The sequence below is a fragment of the Polaromonas sp. P3_B4 genome, from assembly GCF_056402835.1.
This window is the reverse complement of sequence record NZ_JBFUGQ010000001.1, coordinates 517,371-542,671: the sequence shown is the minus strand read 5'-3', so window position 1 is coordinate 542,671 and position 25,301 is coordinate 517,371. Positions and strand designations below refer to the sequence as shown.

Here is a 25,301-nt window from a genome sequence, read left to right as displayed (position 1 = left end):
AACAAAATGGTTGCATTAATTTGCAACCATTTTTATCGCCGGCGATAAATTGCAACCGGATGGTGAAAACTGCACGCTAAATACTTAACCAGCGCGTGAGAGCGCTACAGGCCTCAAAGTGGTTCGCCGATCGGGACTCCCCAAGGACGCGTGAAAGTGGCCCTGGAGCCCAGCTATTTGGCCGATGGTTTGTTCAGCGTCGCGGCTTCGCGTATCAATGCCTTCAGCGCTTTCTCATCGATCTTGTCGCCCTCATGAAAGTCAATGGCGCGGCGGGTGTTGCCTTCGAGGCTGGAGTTGAAAAGGCCTGAAGGGTCTTCCATCTTTGCGCCTTTGGGGAAGGTCAGCTTCACGGCCTTCTTGTAGGTCTCGCCGGTGCAGAGGATGCCGTCTTTAGACCACACGGGAACGCTCCACTTCCATTCCTCGACCACATTGGGAACTGCCTGCGTGACGATGGCCCGGACGCGGGCGAGCGTGTTGCCGCGCCAGTCATCGAGGCCTTTGATCTTTGCGTCTATCAACTCAGAAGCTGAGCCTGATTCTTTTGCTTCAGCCGGCGCACTTTTGGTTTTGTTCATGTTGTTGCTCCATTCATCATGTCTGGTGCTTGCTCACATCTTTTCGCCGGGCAACTGGCTGGCCTGTTTCACCCAGTCGGTGAGCTGCGCTTCGTCGAAGGGGTCGTCTTCACGGATGTCGAGGTAGCGCGTGTCTTGGCTCTTGGACTCACCAGGCGGAACAGGACGCAACGACGTGCCGCGAAAGAAAGCCACCTTGACGTACTTCGTGAAGCAATGGACGCTGAGGAACCAGCCTTGGCCTTCGCCCTTCGCGCCGCCTTCCATACCATACAGGGGCGAGTTCCATTTGACGGCCTTGTGCACACCGGGAATGGTGCGCACGATGAGCGCGTCAAGGCGTTGCCCGATGTCGCGCTTCCAGCCCGGCATGGCCGCGATGTAAGCCTGCACGGGCGCGTCGCCCTCGCCTTTGGGTATCTGCGGGTTGCCGCCTGCGAGCAGGGCCGGCTTGCCTGCCTTTGCCGGCACCCTGCTCGCATCGGGCTTCTTTTTGGCCATTGCATTCATCTCAATGCCTCGCGTTGAAGACCTGGGCAGTCAACCTGCCCGCGCCAGAACCTCTTCCAGCTTGGCAAAGAACTGTGGCCAGCCGTGCTTGGCGCCCTGGTAGGCCTGCTCCTGGTCCAGCCGGAAGCCTGACTGTTCCATGCGCAGGTGTGTGCCCGTGCCTGTGGGGGTAAGCGTCCAGGTGACGACGCTTTCAAGGCCATAGGCGGCCCAGGTGTAAGACAGCGTTTTGTCGGGCTCGATGGCCAGAACCTGGCATTCGACAGCGCCCCAGTCTGCGCGCAGGCTGAAACGCTGGTCCATGACGGGCTTGAAGTCGTTCTTCATGAGCCACTCTTCGATCAGGTGCGGCTGCGTGAGGGCGCGCCAGATTTTTTCGGGCGGGTAAGGGATCTCGCGCTCGACGACGACGGCGCGTGTTTCAGTGGAGGCCGTAGTGGTGTCAAGGGTTGTGGTGTTGCTCATTGGTCCATCCTTTTCAAAAGTGATTCGAGATGATCGATGCGGTCGTTCCAGAAGGCGCCATAAAAACTCACCCAGTCGCGCAGGACTGAAAGCGCCAGCGGCTGGGCGCTGTAATGCGTTTCGCGGCCCTCGCGCCTGTCGTCCACCAGCCTTGCCTGCTTCAGGATGCGCAGGTGCTTGGACACCGCCGGCTGCGACACGCCTGCGCGGTCCGTCAGCGCACGCACGGTTTGCGCCCCGTCCTGGGCCAGGCGCTCAAAAATCGCCCGGCGTGTCGGGTCGGCCAGGGCTTTGAAAACTTCGTTGGCGACCTCGTTGGAAACTGTTTGCATGCCGAAATCATAACCATATGGTTATTGGTCTGTCAACCCACCCTGCATCCAGAAAGTGAAAGCCCCGGGGATTCAGCCCCGTCAGCCTCAGCGTGACCTGAGCGTGACAACCCGTTGCCATCATGGAAGGCAGTTCATGAACGCCGCCATTCAACAATGCCGCCTTTCTCTGACAGACAAACGCTTGCGATGCGTGCCAAATGGTTTCAAGCGCCGCCGTCCGGGGGCGCATAACGACCCCTGCCAGGAGATAGCCATGCCCCAGTTCGCCATGATTACCGGTGACGTGACTTACACACCGGGTGACGGTACGCCCATCGAGATCCCGCGTGTGCGTGTGGAAGTTGCGCTGGAGCCGGACAGCGCCACGCTCAGCTGGGACGCCGGCGACGGTGTTGCCGCCGTCACGGCGATTCCGCGCATCCAGTTTGACGACTACGTGAGCAAAGGAAAAATCACGCTCACGCAGTAAGCGCCGCGGCGCCGCAATAATCGACTCCATGCCCGTCAGCACCTCACGCTCCACTTTCCTGCCTTTCTTGCCATCGTTGCAGCCCTCCCCGCCCACCCGCCGCTCAGTGCTGCTGGCGGGCGCAAGCCTGCTGGCCTTGCCTGCCTCATGCCTTGCCGCGGCGCCTGCGCCCTCGGGCGCCTGGCCCACCGCGTCGCAGGTTCCCGGCGGCATTGCCCGGCTGCCACTGGGCCCGGCGGCGGTGCGGCCCGTGGCGCAGGCAGGCGGTGTGCCCTTGCTGGTGCTGGGTGACCCTGCGGGGTGGACGGCGCTGGTAGGCATTGCGCTGTCTGCAGAGCCCGGCGAGGCGACCATCTCGGTGCTGGCCCCTGACGGCAGCCAGCAGCAGCTTGCCTACACCGTGGCGCCCAAGCACTACCTTGAGCAGCGCCTCAAGGTAGCGCCCGGCACGGTAGATTTGTCGCCCGAAGACCAGGCGCGCTACGAACGCGAGCGCGCGCACCAGGAAGTGGTCATGGCCACCTTCAGCGAGCCTTTGCCGCAAACGCCGCTGCGCATGCAGGTGCCGGTGCCGGGCCGCCGCTCCAGCTCGTTCGGGCTGCGGCGCGTCTTTAACGGGCAGTCGCGCAACCCGCACAGCGGCATGGACATCGCCGCCGCCACGGGCACGCCGGTGGTGGCGCCGCTGCCCGCCCGCGTCATTGACACGGGCGACTACTTCTTCAACGGCAACACGGTGTGGCTGGACCACGGCGGCGGCTTGCTGAGCATGATGTGCCACCTGAGTGCGATTGGCGTGGCCGTTGGCGACACACTGAAGACAGGCGAGCGCCTGGGTGCCGTGGGCGCCACAGGCCGCGTCACGGGGCCGCACCTGCATTGGGGGGTGATGCTGAACCGCGCGATGGTGGACCCGGCGCTGTTTCTGGGGGCCCGGGCAGGCGGCGAGTAACTGTGAGCAGTGGCGAGTAGCGGCAGGCTAATTAATGGAAAAAGTGGCCAAAACCCAATAGGGCCTTGCGAAAGCAGCTATTAAAAGCATAGCGCCTGCCCGGCAGAAACAGGCTGCAACTGAATCTGGACCGGCCCCTCTAGCCCGGTAGGTCGCACTCACTAGGGAAAACATTGATGATGAATCATTGTTCAACCCCTTTGAAGGAAACACCATGACCGCCAAAAACCTGTCTACCGTTGCAACCGACCTCATCGAGTCTTCCGGCAACACCGCCCGCCACGTGATCAACGCCTACCGTGCCGGCGGCGAGCGCGCAGTCATCCTGCTGGAGCAGCGCTGGAACCGCGCCCTGAAACAGTCGCGCACCGAACTGACAGCCGAAACGGCCAAAAACGCCACGGCAGCACAACTGGCCTTCAGCGTGTATTACACCAAGGGCCTGATGCTGACGACCAACGGCGCACAGCAAGTGGTGAGCCAGCTGGTCAAGGTTCTGGAGAGCGGCGTGGAGCGTGCTGCCGCCAATGCCAGCCTGTTTGAAGAAAAAACCGGCGTGACCACCCTGAACACGCTGGCCCAGGCCACCGCACCGGGCGCCCTGGCACTGAGCAAACTCGCCGCGCAGATCGAGCAGAAGACCGCCCAGCTCGCCAGCAAAATTGCCGGCGACCAGGCCAGCACCGCCAAGCGCAAAACGGCTTTCAGCCAGCGCCGCACCGCCAAGGCTGCCTGAGAATTTCTGAATAAAAGAGGGCCGTAGCCCTTTACCGACGGGCGCAAGCAGCTATCAAATCAGTAGCGTACTGAAGTAGCGCATTTGATCCCAAAGAAAAAGCCGCCCTTGCAGGCGGCTTTTTCATGCGCGGAATTTGCCGGCTACTGGCAACTGACTACTGGCCCAGATAGATCTGAAAAATAATGCCGGTGTTGTTGGCGACCAGCACATAGTCACCGCCGGTTTGCACCCAGTGATAGCCGGGAGGCGGCGCGCTCAGCCGGTGGCCGCGCCAGTCGTCTACCCAATAGCCCCGGTCGCGGTATTGCGCCGGCAAGCGGCCGCCGCGGTAGAAGTTGTGATCGGGGCCCGCACCACGCCCGCCGGCCTGGGAATGCGGCGGCGGGCCGGCATGGTGGTGTTTGGCTTTTTTGTGGCCATGGCCGCGGCCGTGGTCGTCATCCTTCCCCTTGGCCATTGCCAGCCCGCTGAAAGCGAGGGACGCTACCGCCAGGGCGGTCATCAAGGTTCTGGTTTTCATGTGGATCCTTCTCTTTGTAGTGAAACTTGATTGTTCGCCCCCAAGAAGCCGGCACGCGTAGGAAAAGCGCCTGTTCACCGCGCTTTACCCGGCGTTTGCACGGATTTAACGCCGCCACCCGGCCAGGCGACCTCCGCCGGGGCAGGGCCGCCACCGCCGCCGCGCTTGAAATGCCGGCCACGGCCCCCAGCTGCGCCTGATGACCGACCCTCTCCACATCGTCTGCCCGCACTGCCACACCACCAACCGCGTACGCGCCGACCAGCTGGGCAGCGAGCCAACTTGCGGCAGCTGCAAGAAGGCGCTGTTTACCGCGCATTCCACCGCGCTGGACGAAGCCGCGTTTGACAAACACGTCAGCCGCAACCAGATCCCGGTGCTGGTGGACTTCTGGGCGCCGTGGTGCGGGCCGTGCCGGCAAATGGCGCCGGCCTACGAGCAGGCGGCTGCACAGCTGGAGCCGCAGGTGCGCGTAGCCAAGGTCGACACCGAAGCGGTGCCCAACCTGGGCGCACGCTTCAATATCCGCAGCATTCCCACGCTGGCGTTGTTCAAGGGCGGCCGCGAAGTGGCGCGCCAGGCCGGCGCCATGGGCGCGGCCGACATCGTGCGCTGGGTGCAGGGTAATTTACGCTGAGACCATCGGCCGGCGCTATGCTTTTCATAGCTGCTTGCGCCCGACTGTATTAGCCTGCTGGAACTTTTTTCAATAATTTTTCTGCGCGCCCGCGCCGGGGCGCGTTCACTGCGCTCAATCAGTCGAGCGCGGCGTCCGCCACCAGGTAGCGCCTCACCAGGTCAAAAAAGCGGTCGTAAAAGTCATCGGCGGTGATGGTTTCACTGCCCACCTTGACCATGGACTCATTGCTCGACGTGAAGGGCAGCGAGACGGAGCCAATGGCGCCCACACCCAGGCTGGCGGAGTTGTTGGTCTTTTTCATGGCGTAGCTGTCCTGCAGGGCCGTGACAAAACCCAGGCTCACTTTTCCATCGGGCGTGTCGGGGGCGCACACCACACGAACCACCATTTGCAGGTGCGCCTCGGGCTCGGGCTGGAAGGCTTTTTGCCCTTCCACCAGTTCGGCGCTGGCCATGTTGATGATGTAGCCCTGGCTCAGCAGTGCACGCCGCGAGGCCTCGCAGGTCCGTGCAGGGGTGGCGTCAAACAGGCGCGAATACGTCTGGGTGGAGGCAAACTTTTCCTGCAGCGGAAATGCCTTGGCGCCGGTGACGCAGCCTGTCAGCAGGGGCGAAAGGCCGCATGCTGCCAGCAGCACGGCGGGGAGTCGGCAGGATTTCCAGAGTTGCATCAAAAGGGAAGTTTCCACAAGGATAAGAGGTGTCTCATGCACAAGGTGTCACCATACCTCCAATACCTCCGCTAGAAGCGCCAGCTCACGCACCGGGTGCGTCGCAGTTGTTGCAAATCGTTCGCGAGGCCAGCTGGCCGGCCGAAAAACCGGCTCGCTAGTTCGGTTCGCTACGCCGGCCCGCTATTTCTGGTCCGCGCCTGCGGACCAGAAGACGGCGCTCCATTCCAGCGGGTTAAAGCTCCGGTCGCGGTTGTATTCGAGCGTGCCGTTGGGCAAGGTCCAGCGCAGAACCGGACCGCCCATCCGCGAAACAATGCCTGCGCGTTCCGCTTTTCCGTACTGCCCTACCAGGCGATCAAGCCACCTGCCGTGCACCCACCAGGGAACATGCACCACCGTGGAAGTCAGGCGGCCCTTGCTGAAAAAAGCCACGAGCATCATTGCGGGTTCCCCATCGGCTTTGTCCACAGCCGCATGGCAAAGCCGGTCGGTCCCGGCAGGCCCGCCCTGCTGGTTGGAGCAGCTCAGGAACACTTCTCCAAAATGCTTGCGCACAGCGGCTTCGTCCATCTGGCCGGAGAGCTGGGCGTAGCGCATCGTCACCGCGGGTGATTCGACGCGCAGGTAGCCGTAATAGACCTCCAGGCGGTCACGGTTCAAAACCCCTACGACGGCGACCAGACACACCAACACCGCCAATACCGCCAGCACGCCCCACTTGATCCACTTTCCGGTCACCGCATTCATGATTTAACCCTTGTTGCACCTCTGCTCCAGCCCCGAAGCATATCCGGCATCGCGGCCGGCGCCCGTGGCACAAACGACACGGCAACCGGGCTCACAGGCTCATAATTGGCCCGCCGCTCTGAAGCAGAATCCGATTTGAAGACACCCGCATCACATCCATGACCCAAAGCCCGCACCGCCGCCCGAATTCCGGCTTTGTCAGCCTGCGCTTTGTACTGGTGGCCTGTGCGCTGCTGGCGGGGTTGCACTGGTGGTTTTCACCCAACACCTTCCGCGCGGCCGGTGTGGGCAACGACCTTGCCTGTCCGCTGCCGCCGCAGGTCAGCACCGGCGACGAGCCGCTGCAAACCGGTGTGCCGGGCGACATGGCGCCTTTCGTGCTGAAAGCCGCGACCCTGACGCCGCTGGCGGGCTTTAGCGTGGACGCGCGGGTGCTGTCGCGCGAAGACTACCGGATGGGCAACGAGGCCACGCTGTCGCCCACCGACCTGGCTTTAGGCTGGCAGCGCATGGCCGACGACAAGGTGTTGTCGCAGCTGATGATCAGCCAGTCGTCACGCTGGTACTACTACCGGTGGGACAACGAACCACCACTGCCGCCACCGGAAATTGCACGTAGCAGCGCCAACATGCACCTGATCCCGGCCACGGACGCGGTTGCCAAAGCACTGACCCGCGTGAAGCGCAACGACCGCGTGCGCATCGACGGCTGGCTGGTGGAAGCGCAGAAACCCGACGGCTGGCGCTGGCGAAGCTCCACCGTGCGGGAAGACACCGGAGCCAGCTCGTGCGAGGTGGTCTACGTGTGTTCCATCAGCCGGCTGTAGCAAACGCCTGCCTTGTCCCGGCGGCTCAAGCCACCGCCCGGCCATTGATCTGCCCGGTGGGTACCTGGTAGTTGCGTTCGTCAAACAAGTCGATGCCGCATTTCAGCGATTCCGCCCAGTCAAAAAACTGGCCGATGGCCGGGCCTTTTAGCGGCGCGCCGTGCTGGGGCACCAGCATGGAAATATCCAGCCGGCGCGCCATGGCCACCCACAGGCGCAGGACCTTGTTCGACACCATGTAGCGTTTGTGAAAACCCTCCATCAACGGCAGATGGGGCTTCAGGTCGGTGACGGGCACCTGCGCCGTTCGGCCGGACATCATCGACACACCCAAGTCACCGGTGAACAGGATGCGGCTGATGGGATCGTAAAAATGGAAGTTGCCTTCCGAGTGCAGGAAGTGCGCGGGCAGCAGCCACAGCTCGCTCTGCCCCAGCGGCAACCGCCCGCCGCTGTCGGGCACGCCGACCAGGCGCTGCTCGGTCTTGCCGACCTTGGTGAAGTGCGGCACAAAACGCTCCCACACACGCGAGATCACCAGTTGCGCCGGAGTGGACGTGAGCCAGCGGTCCAGCGAGGCAATGATGTCGGGGTCGGCGTGGGAGGCGATGATGTAAGACAGTTTTTGCGGGCTGAAGTGGCGCGACATGCCCAGGAACAGTTCGTTGAACGCCAGGTTGCCGCCCGGGTCAATCACGGCGCCGGTGCCGTTGTCGACAATCAGGAACTGGTTGGACTGGACGGCTTGCCCGTCTTCTTCGATCAGGTCGGTGAACATCAGGCAGGCATGCCTGTCGTCACGGTAAAGCTCTATGGGCATGGCTGAATGCGTGCGGCGACGCAGAAAAAAAAGCAACTTTATAAGCGGCCTGCTGCTCGCGTATTGATGCAGATCAATGACACGCCTGAAGCGCGCGCCGCCACCCACACCGGCGCAACACGAGCAATGCCGCAGGCAAAAAAAAGCGCGCCGGCGCTTCAATGAGCACCGGCGCGCCTTGCTTGCGCATGGCAGCTGTCCAGGCACCGCGTGGCGGCGCCCGGAACAGCGCTTTACTTAACCGCTTAACCGCGGCGGCGGTTGTTCATCATGCGTTCCACGTCGTCGCGCAGCGATGTCAGCTCATTGCGCAGCTGACGGCGCTCCTGCGCGGTCACCACGCCGTCGGACTTGAATTGGGTCTCATGGCGCTCAATGCGGCGTTCACGCTGGTGCAGCTTCGCGGCTTCGCGCTGCGTGATACGGCCCGTGCGGACGCCTTCGTCAATACGCTGGCTGATCTGGAATTCACGGTTGTCGATGCCGGGGGTGTTGCCGGCATTGCCAGGCCTGCCCGCCACATCGCGGTTGTTCATCATGCGTTCCACTTCGGCACTGAGACCATCCAGGTCGGCGCGCAGCTGCTGGCGCTCTTGCGGCGTGGCAACGCCGTTGGATTTAAAGCGCGCCTCGCGGGCCGCGATCTCCTGGTCGCGGCGGTACAGCACCTGCGCTTCAGACGGCGTGATGTGGCCGGAGGCCAGACCCTGCTGAATGCGCGCGCTGATGGCTTGCTGCGCCTGGTCAATGCCGGGTGTATTAACACCCTGCGCCATGGCGGGTGCAAACCCCAGGCCGGCGAACAGGGCTGAGGCCAGCAACGAGACAGTGAGGAATTTCGATTTCATGAGGTTCTCCTTGGAATGCTTATGCGTTTGATTGCCAGCAACCCGGTGGGCAACTTGCGGTGGCGGCGATAAATCTCCGGTTCGGCAAGCGGCTGTCGGGGCTGCTCCTGAATCGCTGCTTTCAAAGGCCTTTGCGCTTCAGTGAAACCATTGTTGGCCCGCTCTTGTGAATGCCGTGTAAGGCAAACGGAGCTTTACCCCGTCATTACGCAGTGATTACCCTTGCATTACCTCGCGCTTGCAGTGGTGTCCAGATGCTTTGGCATGGTTAGACTGTGCGCATGCTGATCATCCCCTCGCTGAGCCGCAAGCAGCTGCATCCGGAAGACAAAGCGCCGGCCGCGCACCCGGCACCACCCGACAACCTGAAATAACCGGCACGACGCATGGACTCACGTCACCATCCCCTTCGCCGCCAGCTCCTGCTGGGCGCCGCCGGCTCTGCGCTGCTGCTGGCTACGGCTTGCTCCAGAAAGGCCGGACCCAAAGGCAAGACCCTGCCCAAGGAGGCCACCCTGCTGTGCCTGGGCGATTCGCTGACCTTTGGCTATGGCGCCCCTGCGGGCGCCAGCTACCCGCAGCAGCTGGAACTGTTGACCGGCTACGTCACGCAGAACGCGGGCATCAACGGCGACACAGCGGCCGGTGCACTGGCACGGTTGCCGGCGCTGCTGCAGGAAAACAAGCCGGGCCTGGTACTGGTGTGCATTGGCGGCAACGACTTTCTGCGCAACATGCCGCTGGACAGCACGCGCGCCGCCATCAGGTCGATTGTGCAAACCGCCGCTGCCAGCACGCAGGTGGTACTGATCGCGCAGCCCAGGCCCGTGCTGCTTTCTGCCGCGATGGGCTCACTGAAAGACCATGAGGTGTATGCCGAGGTCGCCGCGGAAACAGCCACCCCGCTTTTTTCAGATGCCTGGTCTTATGTGCTGTCACGCAGCGAATTGCGTTCTGACCAGATCCACGCGAATGCGGAAGGCTACAAGGTCTTTGCCGGGCGCCTGGCCGACTGGCTGCGCGACAGGAAATTTGTGGCCTAGAACCCCGGACCAACGTCAGGCGTCACCCAGCCCTATAGGCGCCGGCGCCTCCATCACGATGCGTGTGAAGAGGCGGTCATACACCGGGTCTGCGGCGTGCTTGCCGCCAAGCGGGTCGCGGTTTTGCTGGAAGGCGGCGTCCAGCTCCTTCCAGTCGGCCTCCGTGAGCACTTTTTCAGCCTGCGGCAAGATGACTGTTTCTTCGAGCCGCATGTGCTCGAGGTAAAACTCGACGTAGCGTTTGCACTGCGCCTCGAACTCGGGCTTTCGTTGCTCGCCCAGCAGTTCCCAGGCAAGCAGCAGGTGCTGCAGTTCACGCACGGCCTTCTCGCCGCTCATGTGGTCGCGCTCCAGCTGCTGCACCGTGGCCATGACCGATGGCGCAGAGCGCACCACGCGGGGAAACAGCAGGTCCGACTCTTTCGGGTGATGCAGGCGCTCGGGGAACTCGTCGATATAAAACAGCATGGCCCGAAAGACGTCGAAGAACTGCTGCGCACGGTCGCCCGGGCCGCGCGCCACCATGAGCAGCATGGAACGCAGCATGGCGGAAAGGGAGGCGTGCTCATCGAGGATGATCTGCACGCTGGCATGTTTGTGAATGGCGGTCTCCGGCGGGTAAGTGCCACCAAGAATGCCACCAGGTTCTCCCCCGGACTTGATGAAGATCAAACCACGCGGATTTTTCCAGCCGGTATCGCCCCGGGAACGAATATCGCCCCACCCCCTTCCCATTGAGGCGATGGCTTGACCTGCATCAAAGCCGTTTGGCGGCAGCAACCTAAAGTGGAACCGCCTCCTGCTCAAGGTTTGCCGCGCCGGCGATGAGCCGCCCAGGATGACAAGGAGATTTGCCATGTTCAAACATATCCTTCTACCCACCGACGGATCACCCGCTTCGGAACGGGCGATTGCACGGGCCGTAACCTTCGCCAGGGAAGCCCGGGCCAGGATCACGGGCTTGCATGTGATGCAGGAGTTCCACCTGCTGACCTACCGGGTCCAGATGCTGGAAGACACGCGGGACCAATTCATGAGGGAATGCCAGGCGCAGGCAGAGGCATTCCTGTCTGCGCTGAAAGACGCCGCCGACAAGGCGGGCGTGCCTTGCGAAACCGTTTGTGTCGCAGGCGACCACCCCTACGAAACCATCGTCCGGATGGCGGACGGCAAAGCTTGCGACCTCATCGTGATGGCTTCGCACGGCCGCAAGGGCATCACCGGGTTCCTACTGGGCAGTGAAACCCAGAAGGTGCTGTCTCACAGCAAAAAACCGGTGCTGGTACTGCACTAGAAACCACTATGCCAAAGGAGCTCATCATGAAAAAAAACGCCGGCACTGCCGACCGCGCGGCACGCATCGTGGCGGGACTCGTCATCCTCAGCCTGTATTTTGTGGTGGAGCCCGCCTGGCGCTGGTGGGCGCTGCTGGGAGTCGTGCCCCTGCTGACAGGGTTGCTGGGCTGGTGCCCGGCTTACACGCTGTTTGGCATACGGACCTGCAAAACAGGCCCCACGTGACCCCGTGCGCGGTGGCTGGCCTCAGGGTTCGTCGGACCCGGACCTGCCGGATTTATCCGGCCGGGGAATCTTCTTGAACTTGATCAACCGGTTGGTTTCGATCTTGTCTTTTTTCACCTGGCGCTCGGCGTCGAGTAGCCGGCCGGCGGTCGCCCATTCGGCAAATTCGTCAGGCGTTTCCAGGGTCACACGGCCCAGCGTTCCCGCCCGGAATTCGTAGATCACGATCTCGGCGGCCTTTTGCAGGTTGACCCGGCCCTTGGAGAGCACCGCGCCGCGCTTTCGGCCGATTTCTTCGAGCAGTTGCTCGTCGGTGATGCCGGGCGTGACTTCGACCTTGTAGCGCGCCTCCAGCAAGGCCGGGTAGTGCTTGATCAGGTAATCCAGCAGCTCGAGCGCCACCTCTTCCTCATTAAAGGCGTTGCGGCCAATGGCACCGCTGGCGGCCAGGTTGTAGCCGCTTTTGGCCACGATGATGCGCGGCCACAGCATGCCGGGCGTGTCCCATAAATAAAACCCGTCGGCCAGCACCAGGCGCTGCTCGACCTTGGTGATGCCGGCTTCGTCGCCGGTTTTGGTGGCGCGCTTGCCGGTGAGGGTGTTAATCAGGGTGGACTTGCCGACGTTGGGAATGCCGCAGATCAGCACCCGCATAGGCTTGACCATGGTGCCGCGTGTTGGTGCCAGCGCGTGGCAGGCGTCGATGAGGCGGCGGGCGGGCGTGGTTTCGCTGGCGTCGAGTTCGATGGCGCGGGTGGCAGGCAGGCTGTTGTAGTGATCCAGCCAGAGCGGCGTGCGGGTGGCGTCGGCCAGGTCGCGCTTGTTGAGCACCTTGAGCGCGGGCTTGGCGCTGGTGAGCTCGGCCAGCATGGGGTTGGCGCTGGAGCCGGGCAGGCGCGCATCAAGCAACTCAATGACGACATCAATTTCCTTGATGCGCTCACTGATGGCTTTTTTGGTCAGGTGCATGTGACCGGGAAACCACTGGATGGCCATCGGGATCTTTTCTTTCTGGGGTTCGGGTTTGGGGGCATGGGGCGAAGACCCCTGCGATACCCCAATTGTCGCCGCATACCGCAAAATACCCTCCTGGCGAAGAAGGCACCACCAGCAGGGGCCGCGGAACCGGCTCTGCCGGGCCGCAGGCGCCGCCCCCTGCAAGGGGGGAACAGGCTACACGCAGTGAGCCTGGACGGGGGTGTACTTGTTAATAAGTGGTTAATCGGCCATCGGCACGATCAATGCATGGCGTGCACTGCGCCTGGCAGCCCCATCCTGTCACCCCACACAGCGACCCGAAAGAGACAAATCCGTGCACCTGCTCCTGGTAGAAGACGACACCATGCTGGCCGAAGCGGTGTGCGATGCGGCGCGCCAGATTGCCTGGACGGTCGACCACGTCGGCGATGCGCTGGCCGCCAAGCTGGCGCTGGTAGACCATGTCTACGAAGCCGTGCTGCTGGACCTCGGCCTGCCCGGCGATTCAGGCCTGGCCGTGCTGCGCGCCCTGCGCGGGCGCTACGACGTCACGCCGGTGCTGATTCTCACGGCGCGCGGGCAGTTGAGCGAGCGCATCACAGGGCTGGACGCCGGCGCGGACGACTACCTTGTCAAACCCTTCCAGCTCGATGAACTGTGGGCCCGCGTGCGTGCCGTGATACGCCGCAGCCAGGGCAAGGTGGTGCCGGTGCACACCTATGGCGACGTCAGCCTGGACCGCAGCAAACGCGCTGTGACGCGCAGCGGCGTGCGGGTTGCGCTGAGCGCACACGAATACCGCACGTTGCTGGCCCTGCTGGAGCGGCCCGGCCACGTGGTCACGCGTGACCACCTGGAAGACGTGGTCTACGGCAACACCTCGGCGATTGAGAGCAACACGATTGCGGTGTTCATCCACCAGCTGCGCCGAAAGCTTGGCGAGCACCTGATCACCACCGTGCACGGCCAGGGTTACATGATCGGCGAGGCCCAGCCTTGAAGTGCGTGTTCGTCAGGTCGCTGAAGGGCCGCGTGCTGGCGGTTCTGGGCGCGACCATCACGCTGTGCTGGGCCGGCGCGCTCACCGTGCTGCTGGTGTACACCCTGCGCGGCCAGAGTGACCGCTGGGACAGCAAGCTGCAGGCCATAGGCACCAAGATCCTGACGGCCATCCCCAGCGGCGCAAAGCTCAAACCTTCCTTCAGCCACGGCCTGCAATTGCGTAACGAGAACATGCCGCGCGACGTCAACCTGACCTTCCAGGTCTGGACGAACCGCAAGGAGCTGATCGTGCGGGCACCGGATTCTCCGCGCGTCCCGTTGCTGCCGTCCTTCAACGATGGCTTTACCAGTTCCACCGTCAACGGCGAGCGCTGGCGCATCTTCTCGGTGTCCGACAGCACCGGTGAGGTCAGCGTGCAGGTGGCCGTGCGGCACAGCGTGATCGACGAAGAAATACGCAACAAGATCTTTGCGTTGCTGGGCCTGACGACGATGCTGCTGACCGTGGCCGGCCTGCTCATGTGGTTTGCGGTGAACAAGTCGCTGCGCCCCCTGACGGCGCTGGAAACCGCCGTGCGCAGCCGCCGCAAGTTTGACCTCACGCCGCTGCCGGTAGCGCAACTGCCCAACGAGATCCGGCCACTGGTTGAGTCCTTCAATCACCTGCTGGACCAGCTGGACCAGGCCATGCAGGGCGAGCGGCGTTTTATCGGCGATGCGGCCCATGAGCTGCGTACGCCTTTATCTGCGCTCCAGGCGCAGGCCCAGGTCGCCTTGCGCGCGGCCACGGTGGCCGACAAGGACGCCGCCCTCGTCAAGCTACTGGCGGTTGCCGAACGCAGCACGCGCCTTTCTGACCAGCTGCTGGATCTGGCGCGCATGGACGCGGGCGTTCATGCGCCGCAAAAAAGCCTGGCCGATTTGAGCGAGCTCATCATGCATGTGAGCCAGGAGTTCGACATGCAGGCCCAGCAGCAGCGCCGCAGCATCATCCTGGCGCTCACGCCCTGCCCCATTGAATGCGACGTCGACGAGATCGGCATCCTGCTGCGCAACCTGCTGGACAACGCGCTGCGCTACACCACCGAGGGCGGCCGCGTGAAGCTTAGCTGCGGTTACCGCGGCGAAGCCGGCCGGGAACGGATCTGCCTGGAAGTGGCCGATGACGGCCCGGGCGTGCCCGAGGCTGAGCACGAAGCGATCTTTCGCCGCTTTCACCGCGTAGCGGGCAACGGCGGGCGCGGCAGCGGCATAGGCCTGTCGCTGGTGGCCGGCATCGCGCAGCTGCACGAGGCCGCCATCGAAACCGGGACCGGGCTGGACGGCAAGGGCTTTTGCGTGCGCGTGCTGTTTCCGCTGCCGGCCGAGGGAGCCGGCTCAGCCGGGGTAGGCGCGGTGCCTGCGCAACCAGCTTAAGGAATGTATCCAGCCGCGCCAGGCTGCTTTCTTCACGAGATAGATTGTGTCGGTTCGCATGTTTGGTAACTCCTTCGTGTAAGGACCGCCGGAACTTGAAGTGCAGGGCCGCGGCCCGGCAGGCCCTGCAACGGGGTAGTCGAAGGACTCAGAAACGGTAGAGGTAACCCACACGCACACTGCTCTGGCTGGAGCGGTCCACCAGTGGGCTGTCCTTGATGCTGGAGCCCAGGTTGGTGGTGCTCAGGTCCAGGAAGATGCTTTGCCGCGGCGCGAGCGCATAACCCACGCGCAGCCCGGCTTCCAGGTTGACGGCCGAACCGCCCTGGTAGAAAGCCCGGCCGGCGCGCACCTCGGCGGCGTTCACGCCGTAGTAGTAGGACACGTATTTGTCGTCGAGCCGGGTCGCTGCCAGACGCGGCGTGATGTCGAAGCTGCCCGCCTGGAAGCGGCGGTCCAGGGTCAGCTTGAACTTCGTGCCCTTGCTGTTGCCAGAGGCGTCGCCCAGCAGCTCGGCCGAGAGGTTGGCGATGTCGTTGCGCCAGATGGCCGCGCCACCCAGCCAGATGCCGTCCTTGCGTTCGTCCATGCCGGCCAGGAAAGGGGAATCGGAAGCCTCGTAGCCTTCCATCGAATAGCGCGCACGCAAGCGGAAGGACACCGGGCCCGCCGAAGGCAGCTTGAAGTCTATGCCCGGGCCGAAGACGCTGACCCATTTGTTTTCATAGGTGAGCAACGGCAAGAGCCTGGTCTTGTTGTCAAAGTCGCGGTAGGGCTTGCGCTCCACGCCGACACCCACACCGAGGCCCCACGAGGATGCCACCTCACCTTGGCTCTGGCCCTGCGCAGGCTGTGACTGGGCGGCGGCTGGCTGGGCGAAAGCCGCCAGCAGGAACAGCGAGAACAGCGGAAGCGAAGCTTTTGCCGCTGTTCCGGCGGGGCGGTTTGCCGTTTGCCCGGCGGTGGATGGGGCGCTGGACGGCACAGGTTTGGCAGGACGGCGCGATTGGCGAGAGGTCATCTTCAGGTTCTCCAGTGGTTAAGCTGGAGCGGATCATGCCGACGCGAATTTAAGGAGTTCTTAGCGGTATTAAGAAATCGTTAAGGCTGGCCATTTGTGCCAGGCAAGCCCGCGGGCCTGTTACATCCACGCAAGCGCGATGAAGGACAATAGGTACCACGGCGCCGGACCGTCACTACAGCTACCAGGGCCACCCCGAGCGCCTTGCAACCCCATCTATCAAACCCCCCATGCCCCTGCCCGCAGCCCCCGACCAAAAACCCGTGATCCCGGCCCGCCGCCTGGCCGCTTCCACCCTCAAGGCCAACAACGAGCTGATGATCAAAGGCATCCTGTGTGTGCTGATCGGCCTCGGTGTGGTGGTGTCGCCCTACTTCATCACCTCACCGGGCATGCAGGGCATCGTCGCCAAATCAGCCCTGGTGGGCTGGTTTGCACTGGTGCTGGGCTGTGCATTCATCGGCCTGTACCTTCGCCGGCGCATGGCAGCCTCCGCCAAACCCTGACAGGCGCCCACACCAGGCCCATGCCCGAAAGCCTCACTGACCACAACGCCGCCCTGGCGATCTTCAGCGCCCTGCAGGAGCGCGCCGCTGCTGCGGACATCCGCTTGCGGCCACCTCCCCCCGAGCCCACCACCTGCTGCGGTCGCGGCTGCAACGGCTGCGTATGGGAAGGCTGGTACGCAGCCGTGGCGCACTGGCGTGAAGACGCCGAAGAAGCGATTTTCAAATGCCAAATCGGTCTCTAGCCCAATAAGATCCTGCGCCGGCAGCTACTGAATTGATAGCAACCGCTACAACCTCGACACCGGATCAGCGACGCCAGCAGGGGTGAGCAATACTGCCAGTGGGGGCCGGGGTCCGGCTTCGCCGGCCCCAAGGCGCCCGTCCCCTGCAAGGGGAAAAGGCATTACACGAAGTGAATGCCGATAGGGGTGTGCCTATCAGTGAGCCCCAACAGGGGTGTGCTCAACTTCGCGGCCTGGCATGCCCAGGCGCTCAGCCGACACGTATTGCTGCCGGTACACCTCAAACGGCATGGTGTCCGCAGCTTCAATCTTCTTTTGTTCCTGAACGGAAGCATCGGTCAATGCGGCGAAGTGTGCCAGCTGGCCGGCCGACAGCGGCTGCGCCTGCAGGATGCCTTGCGTCTTTTCAGACTGCGCCCGGCTGAACCGGATGAAGGAGTTGTCGTGGCTGTCGGCCATGGCGGCCAGCACACGGGCCGAAGGCAAGGTGGACGGATCCAGCAAGGCGGCGCTGGCCAACGTCAGGGCGTCGCTGTATTGCGTGCCGCCATGCGCGGCGTCAAGCGCCGCCGCGATGGGCGCGCATTGGCCCACCACCTCCGCACCCCAGGCCGTCAGCGTGATCTCATGGCCACCGCGCTTGAGTTTCAGGCCGGGCTCGCGCCCGCGCGCCGCCGTCTGGTGCTGGTTGTGCTTGAGCTCGGCGATTTCCTGGGGCGTGTCGTTCGGGCTGTCGCTGAGCAGGCAGTGCAGCAGGAACACATCGAGGAAACGCATGGTCTGCGCATTGATGCCGACGGGCTCGAAAGGATCCAGGTCCATCAGCCGCACTTCGATGTATTCGACGCCGCGCTCGCGCAGCGCATGCAGCGGCCGTTCGCCGGGGAAGATCACGCGCTTGGGGCGAATGGTGCCGTAGAACTCGTTTTCAATTTGCAGCAGCGTGGTGGCCAGCTGGTTGTAGTCGCCGCCGGGGTTGCGGATGCCCACTGCCTCATAGGCCGGGTAGGGCCGGGTCAGCGCGTCCTGCAGCGAAGCGCCGTAGCCGTCCAGGCTGTTGTAGCTCACGGCAAGCGATGCCTGCGCGTCGCTCTGGTAGCCCAGGCGGCCCATGCGCAGCGAAGTGCCGTGGGGCATGTACATGGTGCTGTCGCTCAGCGTTTGCAGCTCGTGCTGGCGCCCTTCCACAAACGTGGAACACACCGCGGGCGAGGCGCCAAACAGGTACAACAGCAAAAACGCCTGGCGGCGGAAGTTGCGGATCAGCGCGAAATATTCCTTGCTGCTCACCCCGGGCAGGGACCAGTTGTAGTGAATGCCCGAAATGGTTTGCATGCGCCGGCCGTAACGGTGCGACAGGCCCATGCGGTAAACGCTCTTGGCGCGCCCGACATTGGACGAACCGAAACGGGCGATGGGAATGGTTTCGTCGGTCGGCAGGCCGCAGGGCATGCTGGACACCCAGAGCATTTCGTCGCCCAGCTCTTTCATGGTGCGGTAGGTGAACTGGTGCAGCTCCGTCAGTTCCTGCAGCGTGGCTTCAGGGCTGGAGTGGGCGCCGGTGACCAGCTCAACCTGCGATTCGCTGAAGTCCGTGGTGATGCCCGGATGCGTGAGGGCCGAGCCCAGGGCCGCGGGATGCGGTGTGAGGGCCAGGCCGCCGCCGGGTTTGGCGCGCAGGCTTTCCTTCTCGATACCGCGGCGCATGCCCTTGAGCCGGGCCGGGGTGAGCGCTTTCAGGCGGTCCTGTAGCGCGCCCGCAGGCGCCTGCAACTTGGTCATATCGTCATTCCCCCAGAATCTTGAATTGGCGTGGAAGTTATCACAGCACGGCGCTTTGCGCTGGCGCATCCGGGCTTGCCAGCACAGCCCGGGTGGGGTCTGGCGCGGGGTCTGTGCAAGCTGGCCGGATTTGGGCCATACACCGCACTTTCCGGGCAGAAATCCGCAGTTTGGTGGCCGGGATGTGGAAAGTGAGCGACGCCGGTGCTCCAAGGTGCAGAACTCCCTTGACTTGTCAGACAAGCTGGACGACGATAAAAAACATTCCGTAACACGGCTGTTTTACCCTTCAATTTCCGCCAAACTCATGGTTTTGCGGTCTTTTAGCCTGAGGCAGCGTAGAGCTTGATCAAAAAATGAAAAAACTGCTAGCCAGCCTTTTCGGCGGTTCAACCCCCGCAGCGTCGCCCAAACGCACAGGCGCGTCCAGCCGGGACAACCCGCTCACCATTGAAGACGGCTCGGACAACGCCACGCGCCGCCACCTGGTGCAGGTGCTGCTGCGCGATGCCATGCGCAAATACGGTATTCCCTTGCCCTGGATCGATTGCCAGATGCTGCTCGTGTCCAGCCGCAGCCGCGGCCCTGGCATGTATGTACGCCTCGTTGTGCGGCATTGGGACGACCGCCTGCTGAAGTACGCCTTCGCCTTCCAGAACGCCCTGATGGAAGAAATCACGCGCTTTGAACCCGGGGCGGCCCAATGGCTGCACGGCATTTCCTGGCAACTGGAAGTGGCAGAAACCTGCCCCAACCCGACCATGCCCGACAAGTCGTATTGGGCCGATCCCGTCCGGCCACCTGCTGGCGCATCGGTTCGCCCGCCACGCAGCGCGCCGCTGGCGTCCCTGGCCCCTCTTCCCGCGGCGGCAACAGCCTCTGCGGCGCCCGTGCCAGCCGCCCCCGTTGTGGCCGCCAGCCTGCCGGCCCAGCCCGCAGCACCGGTGGCACGGCCGGCCCCGGTCTCTGCAGCTGACGCAGACGCCATGAAAGACCTGGAGCGGCTCTTTCGCATCCGCGACCAGGAACTGGGCCAGCCAAGCGACAGCAACTCCGCCGTCGGTTACGAAGCCACACGCCCTTCGCCGCTGTAACGCACCAGGTCCGGCCGGGCCATCAACAGCGCAGCGGGGCAGCTGCTGGTGTACGCTTGCCTGATGAGCCCTCCCGTCACGCCCCCAGGCCCCGCAACCGCCACGCAAGATTCCTCCTTCCTCATCGACTCGCGTTACGCGGTGATGCGGCTCATGGTCACGCTGGCCCTGATGACCGTCGGCGCCTGCGGCATGTATGTGGTGGCCGTGGTGCTGCCCGCAGTGCAGGCTGAATTCAGCGTGACGCGGGCCGATGCCTCCCTGCCCTACACCGCGCTCATGATCGGCTTCGGCGTTGGCGGCGTGCTGATGGGGCGGCTGGCCGACCGCTTCGGCGTCATGGTTCCGTTGCTGATTGGCGCGGTGGGCCTGGGTCTGGGTTTTTCCCTGGCCGCCATGGCCGGCAACATCTGGATGTTCTCGCTGGCCCACGGCCTGCTGATCGGCTTTCTCGGCTCTGCCGCCACCTTTGCGCCGCTGCTGGCCGACACCTCGCTCTGGTTTGTACGGCGCCGCGGTTTTGCCGTGGCGGTGTGCGCCAGCGGCAACTACCTGGGCGGCGCGATCTGGCCGCCCATCGTGCAGCATTTTGTCGAGGCCGTGGGCTGGCGCCAGACCTATCTGTGGCTCGGCCTCTTCAGCTTCGTCACCATGACAGCGCTGGCCCTTTTGATGCGCAAGCGCCCGCCGGTGGCCGTGGCGTCGGCGGTGGGCAACAGCGGCATCGCCGCCACCACCAGCAGCATGCCTTTCGGCCTGACGCCGGGCTCGGCGCAAATGCTGCTGTGCGTGGCCAGCGTGGCCTGCTGCGTGGCCATGGCCATGCCGCAGGTGCACATCGTGTCGTACTGCACCGACCTGGGCTACGGCGCGGCGCGCGGCGCTGAAATGCTGTCGCTGATGCTGGCCTGCGGTGTGGTCAGCCGGCTGGTGTCGGGCGCGATCTGCGACCGCATCGGCGGGCTGCGCACACTGATGCTGGGCTCGGTGCTGCAAGGCGTCGCGCTGCTGCTGTTTTTGCCCTTTGACGGGCTGGTATCGCTTTACGTCATCGCCGCGCTGTTCGGCCTGTTCCAGGGCGGCCTCGTACCGGCTTACGCCATCATCGTGCGCGAATACTTCGAGCCAGCCGAGGCCGGCGCGCGCGTGGGCACGGTGATCATGGCATCCTTGCTGGGCATGGCGCTCGGCGGCTGGATGTCAGGCAAGGTGTTTGACCTCACCGGTTCCTACCATGCCGCCTTCCTCAACGGCATTGCGTGGAACCTGCTGAACTTCAGCATCGCGTTTTTCCTGCTGTGGCGCGTGCGGCGGATGGCGCGGGCGGCCACGACGAAAACCGCGGCGGCCTGAAACAACGCCTTGGTCCTGCCTGGACCGCTATGCTTTTAATAGCTGCTTGCGCTCTTTCTATAAGGGCTGCAGCCATTCTTCCTTAAAATCCCGTCAGGCCAGAACCCGGCACAACCATTGTTCCAGGTCGGTGATTTCCTGTGGGCACACCGAGTGCTCCATCATGTACTCGTGCCACTCGACCGTGTAGCCCATGGCGTTGAGTGCATCGCGCGTGGCGGTGGCGCGCGGCAGCACCACCACGCCGTCGCGCGTGCCATGCGCCAGAAAAATGGGTACGTCCTGGTTGGCGGCGCTGCGCTCGGCGGCCGTCTTGTCGGCCAGCGGCAGGTAACCCGACAGGCCCGCAATACCGGCCAGCCGTTCGCCGTGGCGCAGGCCCGTCATGAGCGCCATGGCGCAGCCCTGCGAAAAGCCCGCCACCACAATGCGGCTGGCGGGAATGCCGCGGGACTTTTCCCGGGCGATCAAGGCCTCGATGTCGCCTTGCGACTTGCGCAGCCCGGGCTCGTCCTGCCGGCTCACCAGGTCGGCGCCCAGCAGGTCGTACCAGGCCGGCATGACGTAGCCGCCGTTGATGGTGACCGGAATGCTGGGTGCACTCGGAAACAGGAAACGCACATCGCCCACGCTGGACAAATCCATCTGCTCTGCAATTGGCAGGAAGTCCCGACCGTCGGCCCCGAGGCCGTGCATGATGAGGACAGTGGCGACGGGCTTGTCGCCGGTCTGGGCTTCAATGACTTCGAGGGGCATGGGGTGACGGGTCCAGGTGGTTGAAGGAACAGATGACGATTGAATGCTGCGGGCTTGAAGCTGCAAAGCATGCCAGCGGGGATTTTAAGACCGGCCTAAGCTGACCCGCGAACAATGGTTTCCGGCAGCGCTGAACACCTGGCGCACAAAGCCTGCTACGGTGTGATGACAAGGTAGCTGGCCAGGCCTTCGCACCTATCGGCAGGCCGCATGAACACAGTGCCAGGCAGCACACTGCGCCGACTTGCTGCCCATCGTTGCAGAAGGAGCACGCTGAAATGAAAACCCTGACCCACAAGGCCGCCTCGGCCGTCCTCGGTGCGCTTATGGCGGGCGGCGCACTGGCCCAGGCAAGCGCCCCCTTGCCGCCGGTGCGCACCGGCGGCCCGGTTGAATACCTGAGCGGCGGCATCGGCGCCGACGAATCCGCAGCGATCCGCAATGCCAGCGGGCAATGGCCGCTGACACTCGAATTTGCCATCAAGGACAAGCAGCGTGCCGACTTCGCGGCCGACGTGAAGGTGCGGGTGCTCGATGCCCGGGGAAATGAAGTGCTTCAGGCCACGTCGGAAGGCCCCTTCCTGCTGGCCCGGCTGGCACCGGGCAGTTATGCCGTGGAGGCGACGCTGGCCGGCCAGACCCAGCGCAGGAAGGTGGACGTGAGGGCAGGCAAACCCTCCAGAGAGGTGTTCCTCTGGGGAGCGGGCGCCGATAAAACCGCGCCGTAAGCACACCGGGCCTGCCTCAATTTAACGTTTCAAGTCAGATCATGCGCAGCGTCACCGAACTGATCCGGGCGATAGACGACGGCACCCTGCCGGACGCCGAGCGGCGACGCCTGCTGGCGGCCGCAACCGGCATCGCCGCCGGCGCCGGGGTGCTGGCCGCGGCCTACCCCTTCGCCGCCAGCCTTGCGCCCTCTGAAGTGGCACGCGCCCAGGGCGGTCCGGTGCTTGTCGATATTTCCACATTGGCGACAGGCGAGCTGCGCACCGTCGCCTGGCGCGGAAAACCGGTCTGGCTGATGCGCCGCAGCGAGGAGATGGTGCGCGCGCTGCAGCAGCCCAATGCGGTATTGGCAGACCCGCAGTCCAGGCGATCCGAGCAACCGAAATCGTGCGCCAACGCGACCCGCTCCGAGCGCCCCGAAATCCTGGTGGCGGTGGGGGTGTGCACGCACCTGGGCTGCTCACCGACCCTGCGCCTGGACGACAGCGCGCTGAATGCCGAGCTTCACGCGCCCGGCGGATTTTTTTGCCCCTGCCACGGCTCCCGGTTTGATCTTGCCGGCCGCGTAGTGAAGAACGTACCGGCGCCGACCAACCTGGACATCCCGGAATACCAGTTCATCGACGCCACCAAGCTGCAAATCGGCCAGACAAGCTAGTGTCACTGCGGCTTGTGCCACAGCAGAGGCTTTGCTAGCATCTGGCGTCAGCATTTTCTGACGCAGGTTGGAGATTCACATGAAGCTCATCATTGCCGCCGTCGCCCTGGCCACTTCGTCCCTGGCGTTTGCCCATAACTGCCCCAACGAGATGAAGGCGATCGACGCCAAGCTCTCCACCAACCCCAAGCTCTCGCCCGCCGACATGACCAAGGTGAAAGAGCTTCGCGCCGATGGCGAAAAGTTTCACAAGGAAGGCAAGCACGACGACTCCATGAAAGCGCTGGGCGGCGCGAAGAAGCTGCTCGGGATTTAAACCGCACAGGCGATCCCGCGGTGCAAGCCGCTGGATCCCAAACAGAAACGGCAGCCCGCAAGCCGGGATGCCGCCGCAATGACCTGCACCGCGATAATTCCCCGCAGGAGAATTGCCACATGACAGTGATGACAACCATGCCGCCCTTGTCGGGGCTGCAGTACTACCAGGTGGACGTGTTTACCCACGAGGCGCTGGCCGGCAACGGCCTGTCGGTGTTTCTGCCCGAAAGCCCCTTGCCGGCGCGCCAGATGCAACGCCTGACCATCGAAATGCGGCAGTTCGAGAGCATTTTCCTCACGCCTGACGGCCCCGGGAACCGCTTCGAGGCGCGAATATTCACGATGGAGGAAGAGCTCGACTTCGCCGGCCACCCCCTGCTGGGCGCAGCAGGTTTGTTGCATCACCTGCATGCGGGGCATCAGCCTTCTGCTGCCTGGACGCTGATGCTGGGCACACGGGCAGTTGCCATCAGCACCACACGCAAAGAAGGCACACCGGGCACTTACGACGCCAGCATGAACCAGGGCGTGGCCCGCTTCGAGGCAGCCCTCGGCCACGCGGACAGCCTGCCGTTTCTCGCGGCATTCGGGCTGGGCCCGGCGCAGCTGGATGTGCGTTTTCCGCTGCAGGTGGTGTCTACCGGCCTGCCCTATCTGCTGGTGCCCGTGGTCGGCGGCCTGGAGCGCGCAAAAATTGTGCACCCTGACTTTGAGGCGCTGCTGGCCACCGTGGGCGCCAAATTTGCCTATGTGCTGGACGTGTCGGCGCGCGAAGGCCGCACCTGGGACAACGCCGGGCAGGTGGAAGACATTGCCACCGGAAGCGCCGCCGGGCCGGCGGGCGCCTACCTGCTGCGCCACGGCGCGGCGAAGGTGAACGAAGTCATCACGCTCAAGCAGGGGCGTTTTGCCGGGCGCCCCAGCCGCATCACGGTGGAGGCCAACGCTGCCGGTGAGATGCTGGTCAGCGGCGGCGTCGTGGTGCTGGCGCACGGCCGGCTGATTTGAGGGATGGCATCCGTTGGCGCGCCACTTGCGTACCTTCAGCACCTTCAACACCTTTAGCCACTGCGGCCATCGAATCCAGGAAAGATTAGCCCTATGACTGCTCGCCTGATCCATTTGAACTGTGTGCTGAACCGCATGGCCCGGCTGCTCGCTGCCGGCAGCGCGGCGCTGTTGCTGGTATGCACGGCAGTGCCGGCAAGTGCAGCGCCCTTTACCGCGGCTGACGAGAAGACGGTGCGCACCGTGGTGCAGGCCCAGCTGGCGGCCTTCGCAAAGGATGACGCAGCCAGGGCGTTTTCTTTTGCGGCCCCCAATGTGCAGAAGGCCGTCGGAACGCCCCAGGGGTTCATGGCGATGGTGCGCCGCGATTACCCGGTGGTATACCGCCCGGCATCGGTCGCCTTTCTGAAACCCGACGGCAAGAACGACCAGGTGATCCAGCGGGTGCAAATGGCCGATGCCAACGGTGTTTCGTGGCTGGCGGTTTACAGCCTCGAACGGCAAAGCAACAAAGCGTGGCGCATCACCGGGTGCGTGGTGGTCGAAAACAAGGGCCGTATGGCGTAGTACGCCAGTCCGCGGCGCCTGCTGATAACGGTTTTCCCAGAGGCGGGAGCCGTCCCGGAGACAGGCACCATTGCCGTGGCCCGCATTGAAACGCCACGCCAACCGGGCGCGCCTGCGGCAAAGAGCACCGATACGTGGTTTACAGAGGGTTACCCGCTCCTGCCTGCTGGAGGCTAAG

Annotated in this window: 33 protein-coding genes; 19 read left to right on the top strand and 14 right to left on the bottom strand. The window is 63.8% G+C overall.

The genetic code is table 11. The annotated features are described in order from the left end of the window. Positions 1-173: 173 nt before the first annotated feature. From AC1DVV_RS02595 to AC1DVV_RS02580, 4 genes are read right to left on the bottom strand one after another with little or no spacing between them, the layout of a single operon-like run. Complete coding sequence (locus AC1DVV_RS02595; RefSeq protein WP_477666357.1) at positions 174-581, bottom strand: DUF1801 domain-containing protein; 408 nt, start codon at positions 579-581, stop codon at positions 174-176. 33 nt (positions 582-614) lie between these two features. After that, a complete protein-coding gene (locus tag AC1DVV_RS02590; protein ID WP_477702388.1) occupies positions 615-1,082 on the bottom strand; it encodes a DUF1801 domain-containing protein in 468 nt (155 codons plus the stop codon). A gap of 39 nt (positions 1,083-1,121) precedes the next feature. After that, entirely contained in the window at positions 1,122-1,556 is a 435-nt protein-coding gene (locus AC1DVV_RS02585) for an SRPBCC family protein (RefSeq protein WP_477666355.1), read from the bottom strand. Beyond that, positions 1,553-1,888 carry an ArsR/SmtB family transcription factor gene (locus AC1DVV_RS02580; protein ID WP_457279147.1) on the bottom strand — a complete coding sequence of 112 codons (336 nt, stop codon included), beginning with the start codon at positions 1,886-1,888 and terminating at the stop codon, positions 1,553-1,555. Before AC1DVV_RS02580 ends, AC1DVV_RS02585 begins: the two co-directional genes overlap by 4 nt. Before the next feature lie 256 nt (positions 1,889-2,144). Between AC1DVV_RS02580 and AC1DVV_RS02575 the strand changes: the two genes are divergently transcribed. The 3 genes from AC1DVV_RS02575 to AC1DVV_RS02565 all read left to right on the top strand — a co-directional run bounded on the left by AC1DVV_RS02575 (position 2,145) and on the right by AC1DVV_RS02565 (position 4,048). Continuing rightward, positions 2,145-2,360, top strand: coding sequence for a hypothetical protein (locus AC1DVV_RS02575; protein ID WP_457279148.1), 216 nt, complete (start codon positions 2,145-2,147; stop codon positions 2,358-2,360). 28 nt (positions 2,361-2,388) lie between these two features. Continuing rightward, a complete protein-coding gene (locus tag AC1DVV_RS02570) occupies positions 2,389-3,312 on the top strand; it encodes a peptidoglycan DD-metalloendopeptidase family protein (RefSeq protein ID WP_477666354.1) in 924 nt (307 codons plus the stop codon). 214 nt (positions 3,313-3,526) lie between these two features. After that, a complete protein-coding gene (locus AC1DVV_RS02565) occupies positions 3,527-4,048 on the top strand; it encodes a hypothetical protein (RefSeq protein WP_457279150.1) in 522 nt (173 codons plus the stop codon). A 157-nt stretch (positions 4,049-4,205) separates the two neighbouring features. Here AC1DVV_RS02565 and AC1DVV_RS02560 read toward each other — a convergent pair whose 3' ends face one another. Further along, positions 4,206-4,571, bottom strand: a complete 366-nt coding sequence (locus AC1DVV_RS02560; RefSeq protein WP_477648905.1) for an RcnB family protein — start codon at positions 4,569-4,571, stop codon at positions 4,206-4,208. A gap of 199 nt (positions 4,572-4,770) precedes the next feature. On the opposite strand from AC1DVV_RS02560, the gene trxC reads away from it, so the two are divergent. Then, the gene (trxC, locus tag AC1DVV_RS02555) at positions 4,771-5,208 is read left to right on the top strand and encodes a thioredoxin TrxC (RefSeq protein WP_477702382.1); all 438 of its coding nucleotides are present in this window, start codon (positions 4,771-4,773) and stop codon (positions 5,206-5,208) included. Positions 5,209-5,326: 118 nt separating this feature from the next. Here trxC and AC1DVV_RS02550 read toward each other — a convergent pair whose 3' ends face one another. Both AC1DVV_RS02550 and AC1DVV_RS02545 read right to left on the bottom strand, forming a co-directional pair. Continuing rightward, positions 5,327-5,881: a DUF2242 domain-containing protein gene (locus AC1DVV_RS02550; protein ID WP_457279783.1), complete on the bottom strand. Its 555-nt coding sequence runs from the start codon at positions 5,879-5,881 to the stop codon at positions 5,327-5,329. 183 nt (positions 5,882-6,064) lie between these two features. Then, positions 6,065-6,631, bottom strand: coding sequence for a hypothetical protein (locus AC1DVV_RS02545; RefSeq protein ID WP_457279152.1), 567 nt, complete (start codon positions 6,629-6,631; stop codon positions 6,065-6,067). 158 nt (positions 6,632-6,789) lie between these two features. Here AC1DVV_RS02545 and AC1DVV_RS02540 point away from each other — a divergent pair, with 158 nt between their 5' ends. After that, positions 6,790-7,458 carry a hypothetical protein gene (locus AC1DVV_RS02540; protein ID WP_457279153.1) on the top strand — a complete coding sequence of 223 codons (669 nt, stop codon included), beginning with the start codon at positions 6,790-6,792 and terminating at the stop codon, positions 7,456-7,458. A gap of 25 nt (positions 7,459-7,483) precedes the next feature. On the opposite strand, the gene AC1DVV_RS02535 is transcribed toward AC1DVV_RS02540, so the two are convergent. Beyond that, positions 7,484-8,278 carry an oxygen-binding di-iron domain-containing protein gene (locus AC1DVV_RS02535; RefSeq protein ID WP_457279154.1) on the bottom strand — a complete coding sequence of 265 codons (795 nt, stop codon included), beginning with the start codon at positions 8,276-8,278 and terminating at the stop codon, positions 7,484-7,486. Between the two features lie 245 nt (positions 8,279-8,523). Further along, on the bottom strand, positions 8,524-9,126 hold the full coding sequence (locus AC1DVV_RS02530) for a hypothetical protein (protein WP_477702381.1): 603 nt from the start codon (positions 9,124-9,126) through the stop codon (positions 8,524-8,526). A 386-nt stretch (positions 9,127-9,512) separates the two neighbouring features. On the opposite strand from AC1DVV_RS02530, the gene AC1DVV_RS02525 reads away from it, so the two are divergent. Continuing rightward, positions 9,513-10,169 (top strand): GDSL-type esterase/lipase family protein, encoded by a 657-nt coding sequence (locus tag AC1DVV_RS02525; protein ID WP_477702380.1) that lies wholly within the window; start codon positions 9,513-9,515, stop codon positions 10,167-10,169. A gap of 15 nt (positions 10,170-10,184) precedes the next feature. Here the strand turns inward: AC1DVV_RS02525 and AC1DVV_RS02520 are convergent, their stop codons facing one another. Next, positions 10,185-10,772 carry a hemerythrin domain-containing protein gene (locus tag AC1DVV_RS02520; protein WP_477689135.1) on the bottom strand — a complete coding sequence of 196 codons (588 nt, stop codon included), beginning with the start codon at positions 10,770-10,772 and terminating at the stop codon, positions 10,185-10,187. 253 nt (positions 10,773-11,025) lie between these two features. Here AC1DVV_RS02520 and AC1DVV_RS02515 point away from each other — a divergent pair, with 253 nt between their 5' ends. Then, the gene (locus tag AC1DVV_RS02515; protein ID WP_457279158.1) at positions 11,026-11,463 is read left to right on the top strand and encodes a universal stress protein; all 438 of its coding nucleotides are present in this window, start codon (positions 11,026-11,028) and stop codon (positions 11,461-11,463) included. A 26-nt stretch (positions 11,464-11,489) separates the two neighbouring features. After that, entirely contained in the window at positions 11,490-11,690 is a 201-nt protein-coding gene (locus AC1DVV_RS02510; protein ID WP_457279159.1) for a YgaP family membrane protein, read from the top strand. A gap of 21 nt (positions 11,691-11,711) precedes the next feature. Here the strand turns inward: AC1DVV_RS02510 and ylqF are convergent, their stop codons facing one another. Next, positions 11,712-12,686 carry a ribosome biogenesis GTPase YlqF gene (ylqF, locus tag AC1DVV_RS02505; RefSeq protein ID WP_457279160.1) on the bottom strand — a complete coding sequence of 325 codons (975 nt, stop codon included), beginning with the start codon at positions 12,684-12,686 and terminating at the stop codon, positions 11,712-11,714. 316 nt (positions 12,687-13,002) lie between these two features. Here ylqF and AC1DVV_RS02500 point away from each other — a divergent pair, with 316 nt between their 5' ends. After that, positions 13,003-13,668, top strand: a complete 666-nt coding sequence (locus AC1DVV_RS02500; protein WP_457279161.1) for a response regulator transcription factor — start codon at positions 13,003-13,005, stop codon at positions 13,666-13,668. A 5-nt stretch (positions 13,669-13,673) separates the two neighbouring features. After that, a complete protein-coding gene (locus AC1DVV_RS02495; RefSeq protein WP_477702387.1) occupies positions 13,674-15,086 on the top strand; it encodes an ATP-binding protein in 1,413 nt (470 codons plus the stop codon). A 148-nt stretch (positions 15,087-15,234) separates the two neighbouring features. Here the strand turns inward: AC1DVV_RS02495 and AC1DVV_RS02490 are convergent, their stop codons facing one another. Continuing rightward, on the bottom strand, positions 15,235-16,107 hold the full coding sequence (locus AC1DVV_RS02490) for a MipA/OmpV family protein (RefSeq protein WP_477666345.1): 873 nt from the start codon (positions 16,105-16,107) through the stop codon (positions 15,235-15,237). A gap of 230 nt (positions 16,108-16,337) precedes the next feature. Between AC1DVV_RS02490 and AC1DVV_RS02485 the strand changes: the two genes are divergently transcribed. Both AC1DVV_RS02485 and AC1DVV_RS02480 read left to right on the top strand, forming a co-directional pair. Further along, a complete protein-coding gene (locus AC1DVV_RS02485) occupies positions 16,338-16,613 on the top strand; it encodes a hypothetical protein (protein ID WP_457279163.1) in 276 nt (91 codons plus the stop codon). 20 nt (positions 16,614-16,633) lie between these two features. Continuing rightward, entirely contained in the window at positions 16,634-16,858 is a 225-nt protein-coding gene (locus AC1DVV_RS02480; protein WP_457279164.1) for an oxidoreductase-like domain-containing protein, read from the top strand. A 195-nt stretch (positions 16,859-17,053) separates the two neighbouring features. Here the strand turns inward: AC1DVV_RS02480 and gshA are convergent, their stop codons facing one another. Then, positions 17,054-18,640, bottom strand: coding sequence for a glutamate--cysteine ligase (gene gshA, locus AC1DVV_RS02475; protein WP_477702379.1), 1,587 nt, complete (start codon positions 18,638-18,640; stop codon positions 17,054-17,056). Between the two features lie 356 nt (positions 18,641-18,996). Here gshA and AC1DVV_RS02470 point away from each other — a divergent pair, with 356 nt between their 5' ends. Then, on the top strand, positions 18,997-19,734 hold the full coding sequence (locus AC1DVV_RS02470) for a hypothetical protein (protein WP_457279166.1): 738 nt from the start codon (positions 18,997-18,999) through the stop codon (positions 19,732-19,734). A gap of 63 nt (positions 19,735-19,797) precedes the next feature. Beyond that, positions 19,798-21,087, top strand: a complete 1,290-nt coding sequence (locus tag AC1DVV_RS02465) for an MFS transporter (RefSeq protein WP_477666343.1) — start codon at positions 19,798-19,800, stop codon at positions 21,085-21,087. Positions 21,088-21,180: 93 nt separating this feature from the next. Here the strand turns inward: AC1DVV_RS02465 and AC1DVV_RS02460 are convergent, their stop codons facing one another. Next, on the bottom strand, positions 21,181-21,843 hold the full coding sequence (locus AC1DVV_RS02460; RefSeq protein ID WP_477702378.1) for an alpha/beta hydrolase: 663 nt from the start codon (positions 21,841-21,843) through the stop codon (positions 21,181-21,183). Between the two features lie 278 nt (positions 21,844-22,121). On the opposite strand from AC1DVV_RS02460, the gene AC1DVV_RS02455 reads away from it, so the two are divergent. From AC1DVV_RS02455 to AC1DVV_RS02435, 5 genes are all read left to right on the top strand, one after another. Then, positions 22,122-22,571 carry a carboxypeptidase-like regulatory domain-containing protein gene (locus AC1DVV_RS02455; RefSeq protein ID WP_457279169.1) on the top strand — a complete coding sequence of 150 codons (450 nt, stop codon included), beginning with the start codon at positions 22,122-22,124 and terminating at the stop codon, positions 22,569-22,571. 41 nt (positions 22,572-22,612) lie between these two features. Beyond that, complete coding sequence (gene petA, locus AC1DVV_RS02450; protein WP_477702376.1) at positions 22,613-23,230, top strand: ubiquinol-cytochrome c reductase iron-sulfur subunit; 618 nt, start codon at positions 22,613-22,615, stop codon at positions 23,228-23,230. Positions 23,231-23,309: 79 nt separating this feature from the next. Continuing rightward, positions 23,310-23,546 carry a hypothetical protein gene (locus tag AC1DVV_RS02445; RefSeq protein ID WP_457279171.1) on the top strand — a complete coding sequence of 79 codons (237 nt, stop codon included), beginning with the start codon at positions 23,310-23,312 and terminating at the stop codon, positions 23,544-23,546. 119 nt (positions 23,547-23,665) lie between these two features. Continuing rightward, on the top strand, positions 23,666-24,556 hold the full coding sequence (locus AC1DVV_RS02440) for a PhzF family phenazine biosynthesis protein (RefSeq protein WP_457279172.1): 891 nt from the start codon (positions 23,666-23,668) through the stop codon (positions 24,554-24,556). A gap of 93 nt (positions 24,557-24,649) precedes the next feature. Next, the gene (locus AC1DVV_RS02435) at positions 24,650-25,123 is read left to right on the top strand and encodes a DUF4864 domain-containing protein (RefSeq protein WP_457279173.1); all 474 of its coding nucleotides are present in this window, start codon (positions 24,650-24,652) and stop codon (positions 25,121-25,123) included. The last annotated feature ends 178 nt before the right edge of the window (positions 25,124-25,301 follow it).

What these genes read in the sequence shown, in the direction of transcription:
- AC1DVV_RS02595 (WP_477666357.1), bottom strand. Translation starts at nt 581, where the DNA reads ATGAACAAAACCAAAAGTGCGCCGGCTGAAGCAAAAGAATCAGGCTCA.
- AC1DVV_RS02590 (WP_477702388.1), bottom strand. Translation starts at nt 1,082, where the DNA reads ATGGCCAAAAAGAAGCCCGATGCGAGCAGGGTGCCGGCAAAGGCAGGC.
- AC1DVV_RS02585 (WP_477666355.1), bottom strand. Translation starts at nt 1,556, where the DNA reads ATGAGCAACACCACAACCCTTGACACCACTACGGCCTCCACTGAAACA.
- AC1DVV_RS02580 (WP_457279147.1), bottom strand. Translation starts at nt 1,888, where the DNA reads ATGCAAACAGTTTCCAACGAGGTCGCCAACGAAGTTTTCAAAGCCCTG.
- AC1DVV_RS02575 (WP_457279148.1), top strand. Translation starts at nt 2,145, where the DNA reads ATGCCCCAGTTCGCCATGATTACCGGTGACGTGACTTACACACCGGGT.
- AC1DVV_RS02570 (WP_477666354.1), top strand. Translation starts at nt 2,389, where the DNA reads ATGCCCGTCAGCACCTCACGCTCCACTTTCCTGCCTTTCTTGCCATCG.
- AC1DVV_RS02565 (WP_457279150.1), top strand. Translation starts at nt 3,527, where the DNA reads ATGACCGCCAAAAACCTGTCTACCGTTGCAACCGACCTCATCGAGTCT.
- AC1DVV_RS02560 (WP_477648905.1), bottom strand. Translation starts at nt 4,571, where the DNA reads ATGAAAACCAGAACCTTGATGACCGCCCTGGCGGTAGCGTCCCTCGCT.
- trxC (WP_477702382.1), top strand. Translation starts at nt 4,771, where the DNA reads ATGACCGACCCTCTCCACATCGTCTGCCCGCACTGCCACACCACCAAC.
- AC1DVV_RS02550 (WP_457279783.1), bottom strand. Translation starts at nt 5,881, where the DNA reads ATGCAACTCTGGAAATCCTGCCGACTCCCCGCCGTGCTGCTGGCAGCA.
- AC1DVV_RS02545 (WP_457279152.1), bottom strand. Translation starts at nt 6,631, where the DNA reads ATGAATGCGGTGACCGGAAAGTGGATCAAGTGGGGCGTGCTGGCGGTA.
- AC1DVV_RS02540 (WP_457279153.1), top strand. Translation starts at nt 6,790, where the DNA reads ATGACCCAAAGCCCGCACCGCCGCCCGAATTCCGGCTTTGTCAGCCTG.
- AC1DVV_RS02535 (WP_457279154.1), bottom strand. Translation starts at nt 8,278, where the DNA reads ATGCCCATAGAGCTTTACCGTGACGACAGGCATGCCTGCCTGATGTTC.
- AC1DVV_RS02530 (WP_477702381.1), bottom strand. Translation starts at nt 9,126, where the DNA reads ATGAAATCGAAATTCCTCACTGTCTCGTTGCTGGCCTCAGCCCTGTTC.
- AC1DVV_RS02525 (WP_477702380.1), top strand. Translation starts at nt 9,513, where the DNA reads ATGGACTCACGTCACCATCCCCTTCGCCGCCAGCTCCTGCTGGGCGCC.
- AC1DVV_RS02515 (WP_457279158.1), top strand. Translation starts at nt 11,026, where the DNA reads ATGTTCAAACATATCCTTCTACCCACCGACGGATCACCCGCTTCGGAA.
- AC1DVV_RS02510 (WP_457279159.1), top strand. Translation starts at nt 11,490, where the DNA reads ATGAAAAAAAACGCCGGCACTGCCGACCGCGCGGCACGCATCGTGGCG.
- ylqF (WP_457279160.1), bottom strand. Translation starts at nt 12,686, where the DNA reads ATGGCCATCCAGTGGTTTCCCGGTCACATGCACCTGACCAAAAAAGCC.
- AC1DVV_RS02490 (WP_477666345.1), bottom strand. Translation starts at nt 16,107, where the DNA reads ATGACCTCTCGCCAATCGCGCCGTCCTGCCAAACCTGTGCCGTCCAGC.
- AC1DVV_RS02485 (WP_457279163.1), top strand. Translation starts at nt 16,338, where the DNA reads ATGCCCCTGCCCGCAGCCCCCGACCAAAAACCCGTGATCCCGGCCCGC.
- AC1DVV_RS02480 (WP_457279164.1), top strand. Translation starts at nt 16,634, where the DNA reads ATGCCCGAAAGCCTCACTGACCACAACGCCGCCCTGGCGATCTTCAGC.
- gshA (WP_477702379.1), bottom strand. Translation starts at nt 18,640, where the DNA reads ATGACCAAGTTGCAGGCGCCTGCGGGCGCGCTACAGGACCGCCTGAAA.
- AC1DVV_RS02470 (WP_457279166.1), top strand. Translation starts at nt 18,997, where the DNA reads ATGAAAAAACTGCTAGCCAGCCTTTTCGGCGGTTCAACCCCCGCAGCG.
- AC1DVV_RS02465 (WP_477666343.1), top strand. Translation starts at nt 19,798, where the DNA reads ATGAGCCCTCCCGTCACGCCCCCAGGCCCCGCAACCGCCACGCAAGAT.
- AC1DVV_RS02460 (WP_477702378.1), bottom strand. Translation starts at nt 21,843, where the DNA reads ATGCCCCTCGAAGTCATTGAAGCCCAGACCGGCGACAAGCCCGTCGCC.
- AC1DVV_RS02455 (WP_457279169.1), top strand. Translation starts at nt 22,122, where the DNA reads ATGAAAACCCTGACCCACAAGGCCGCCTCGGCCGTCCTCGGTGCGCTT.
- petA (WP_477702376.1), top strand. Translation starts at nt 22,613, where the DNA reads ATGCGCAGCGTCACCGAACTGATCCGGGCGATAGACGACGGCACCCTG.
- AC1DVV_RS02445 (WP_457279171.1), top strand. Translation starts at nt 23,310, where the DNA reads ATGAAGCTCATCATTGCCGCCGTCGCCCTGGCCACTTCGTCCCTGGCG.
- AC1DVV_RS02440 (WP_457279172.1), top strand. Translation starts at nt 23,666, where the DNA reads ATGACAGTGATGACAACCATGCCGCCCTTGTCGGGGCTGCAGTACTAC.
- AC1DVV_RS02435 (WP_457279173.1), top strand. Translation starts at nt 24,650, where the DNA reads ATGACTGCTCGCCTGATCCATTTGAACTGTGTGCTGAACCGCATGGCC.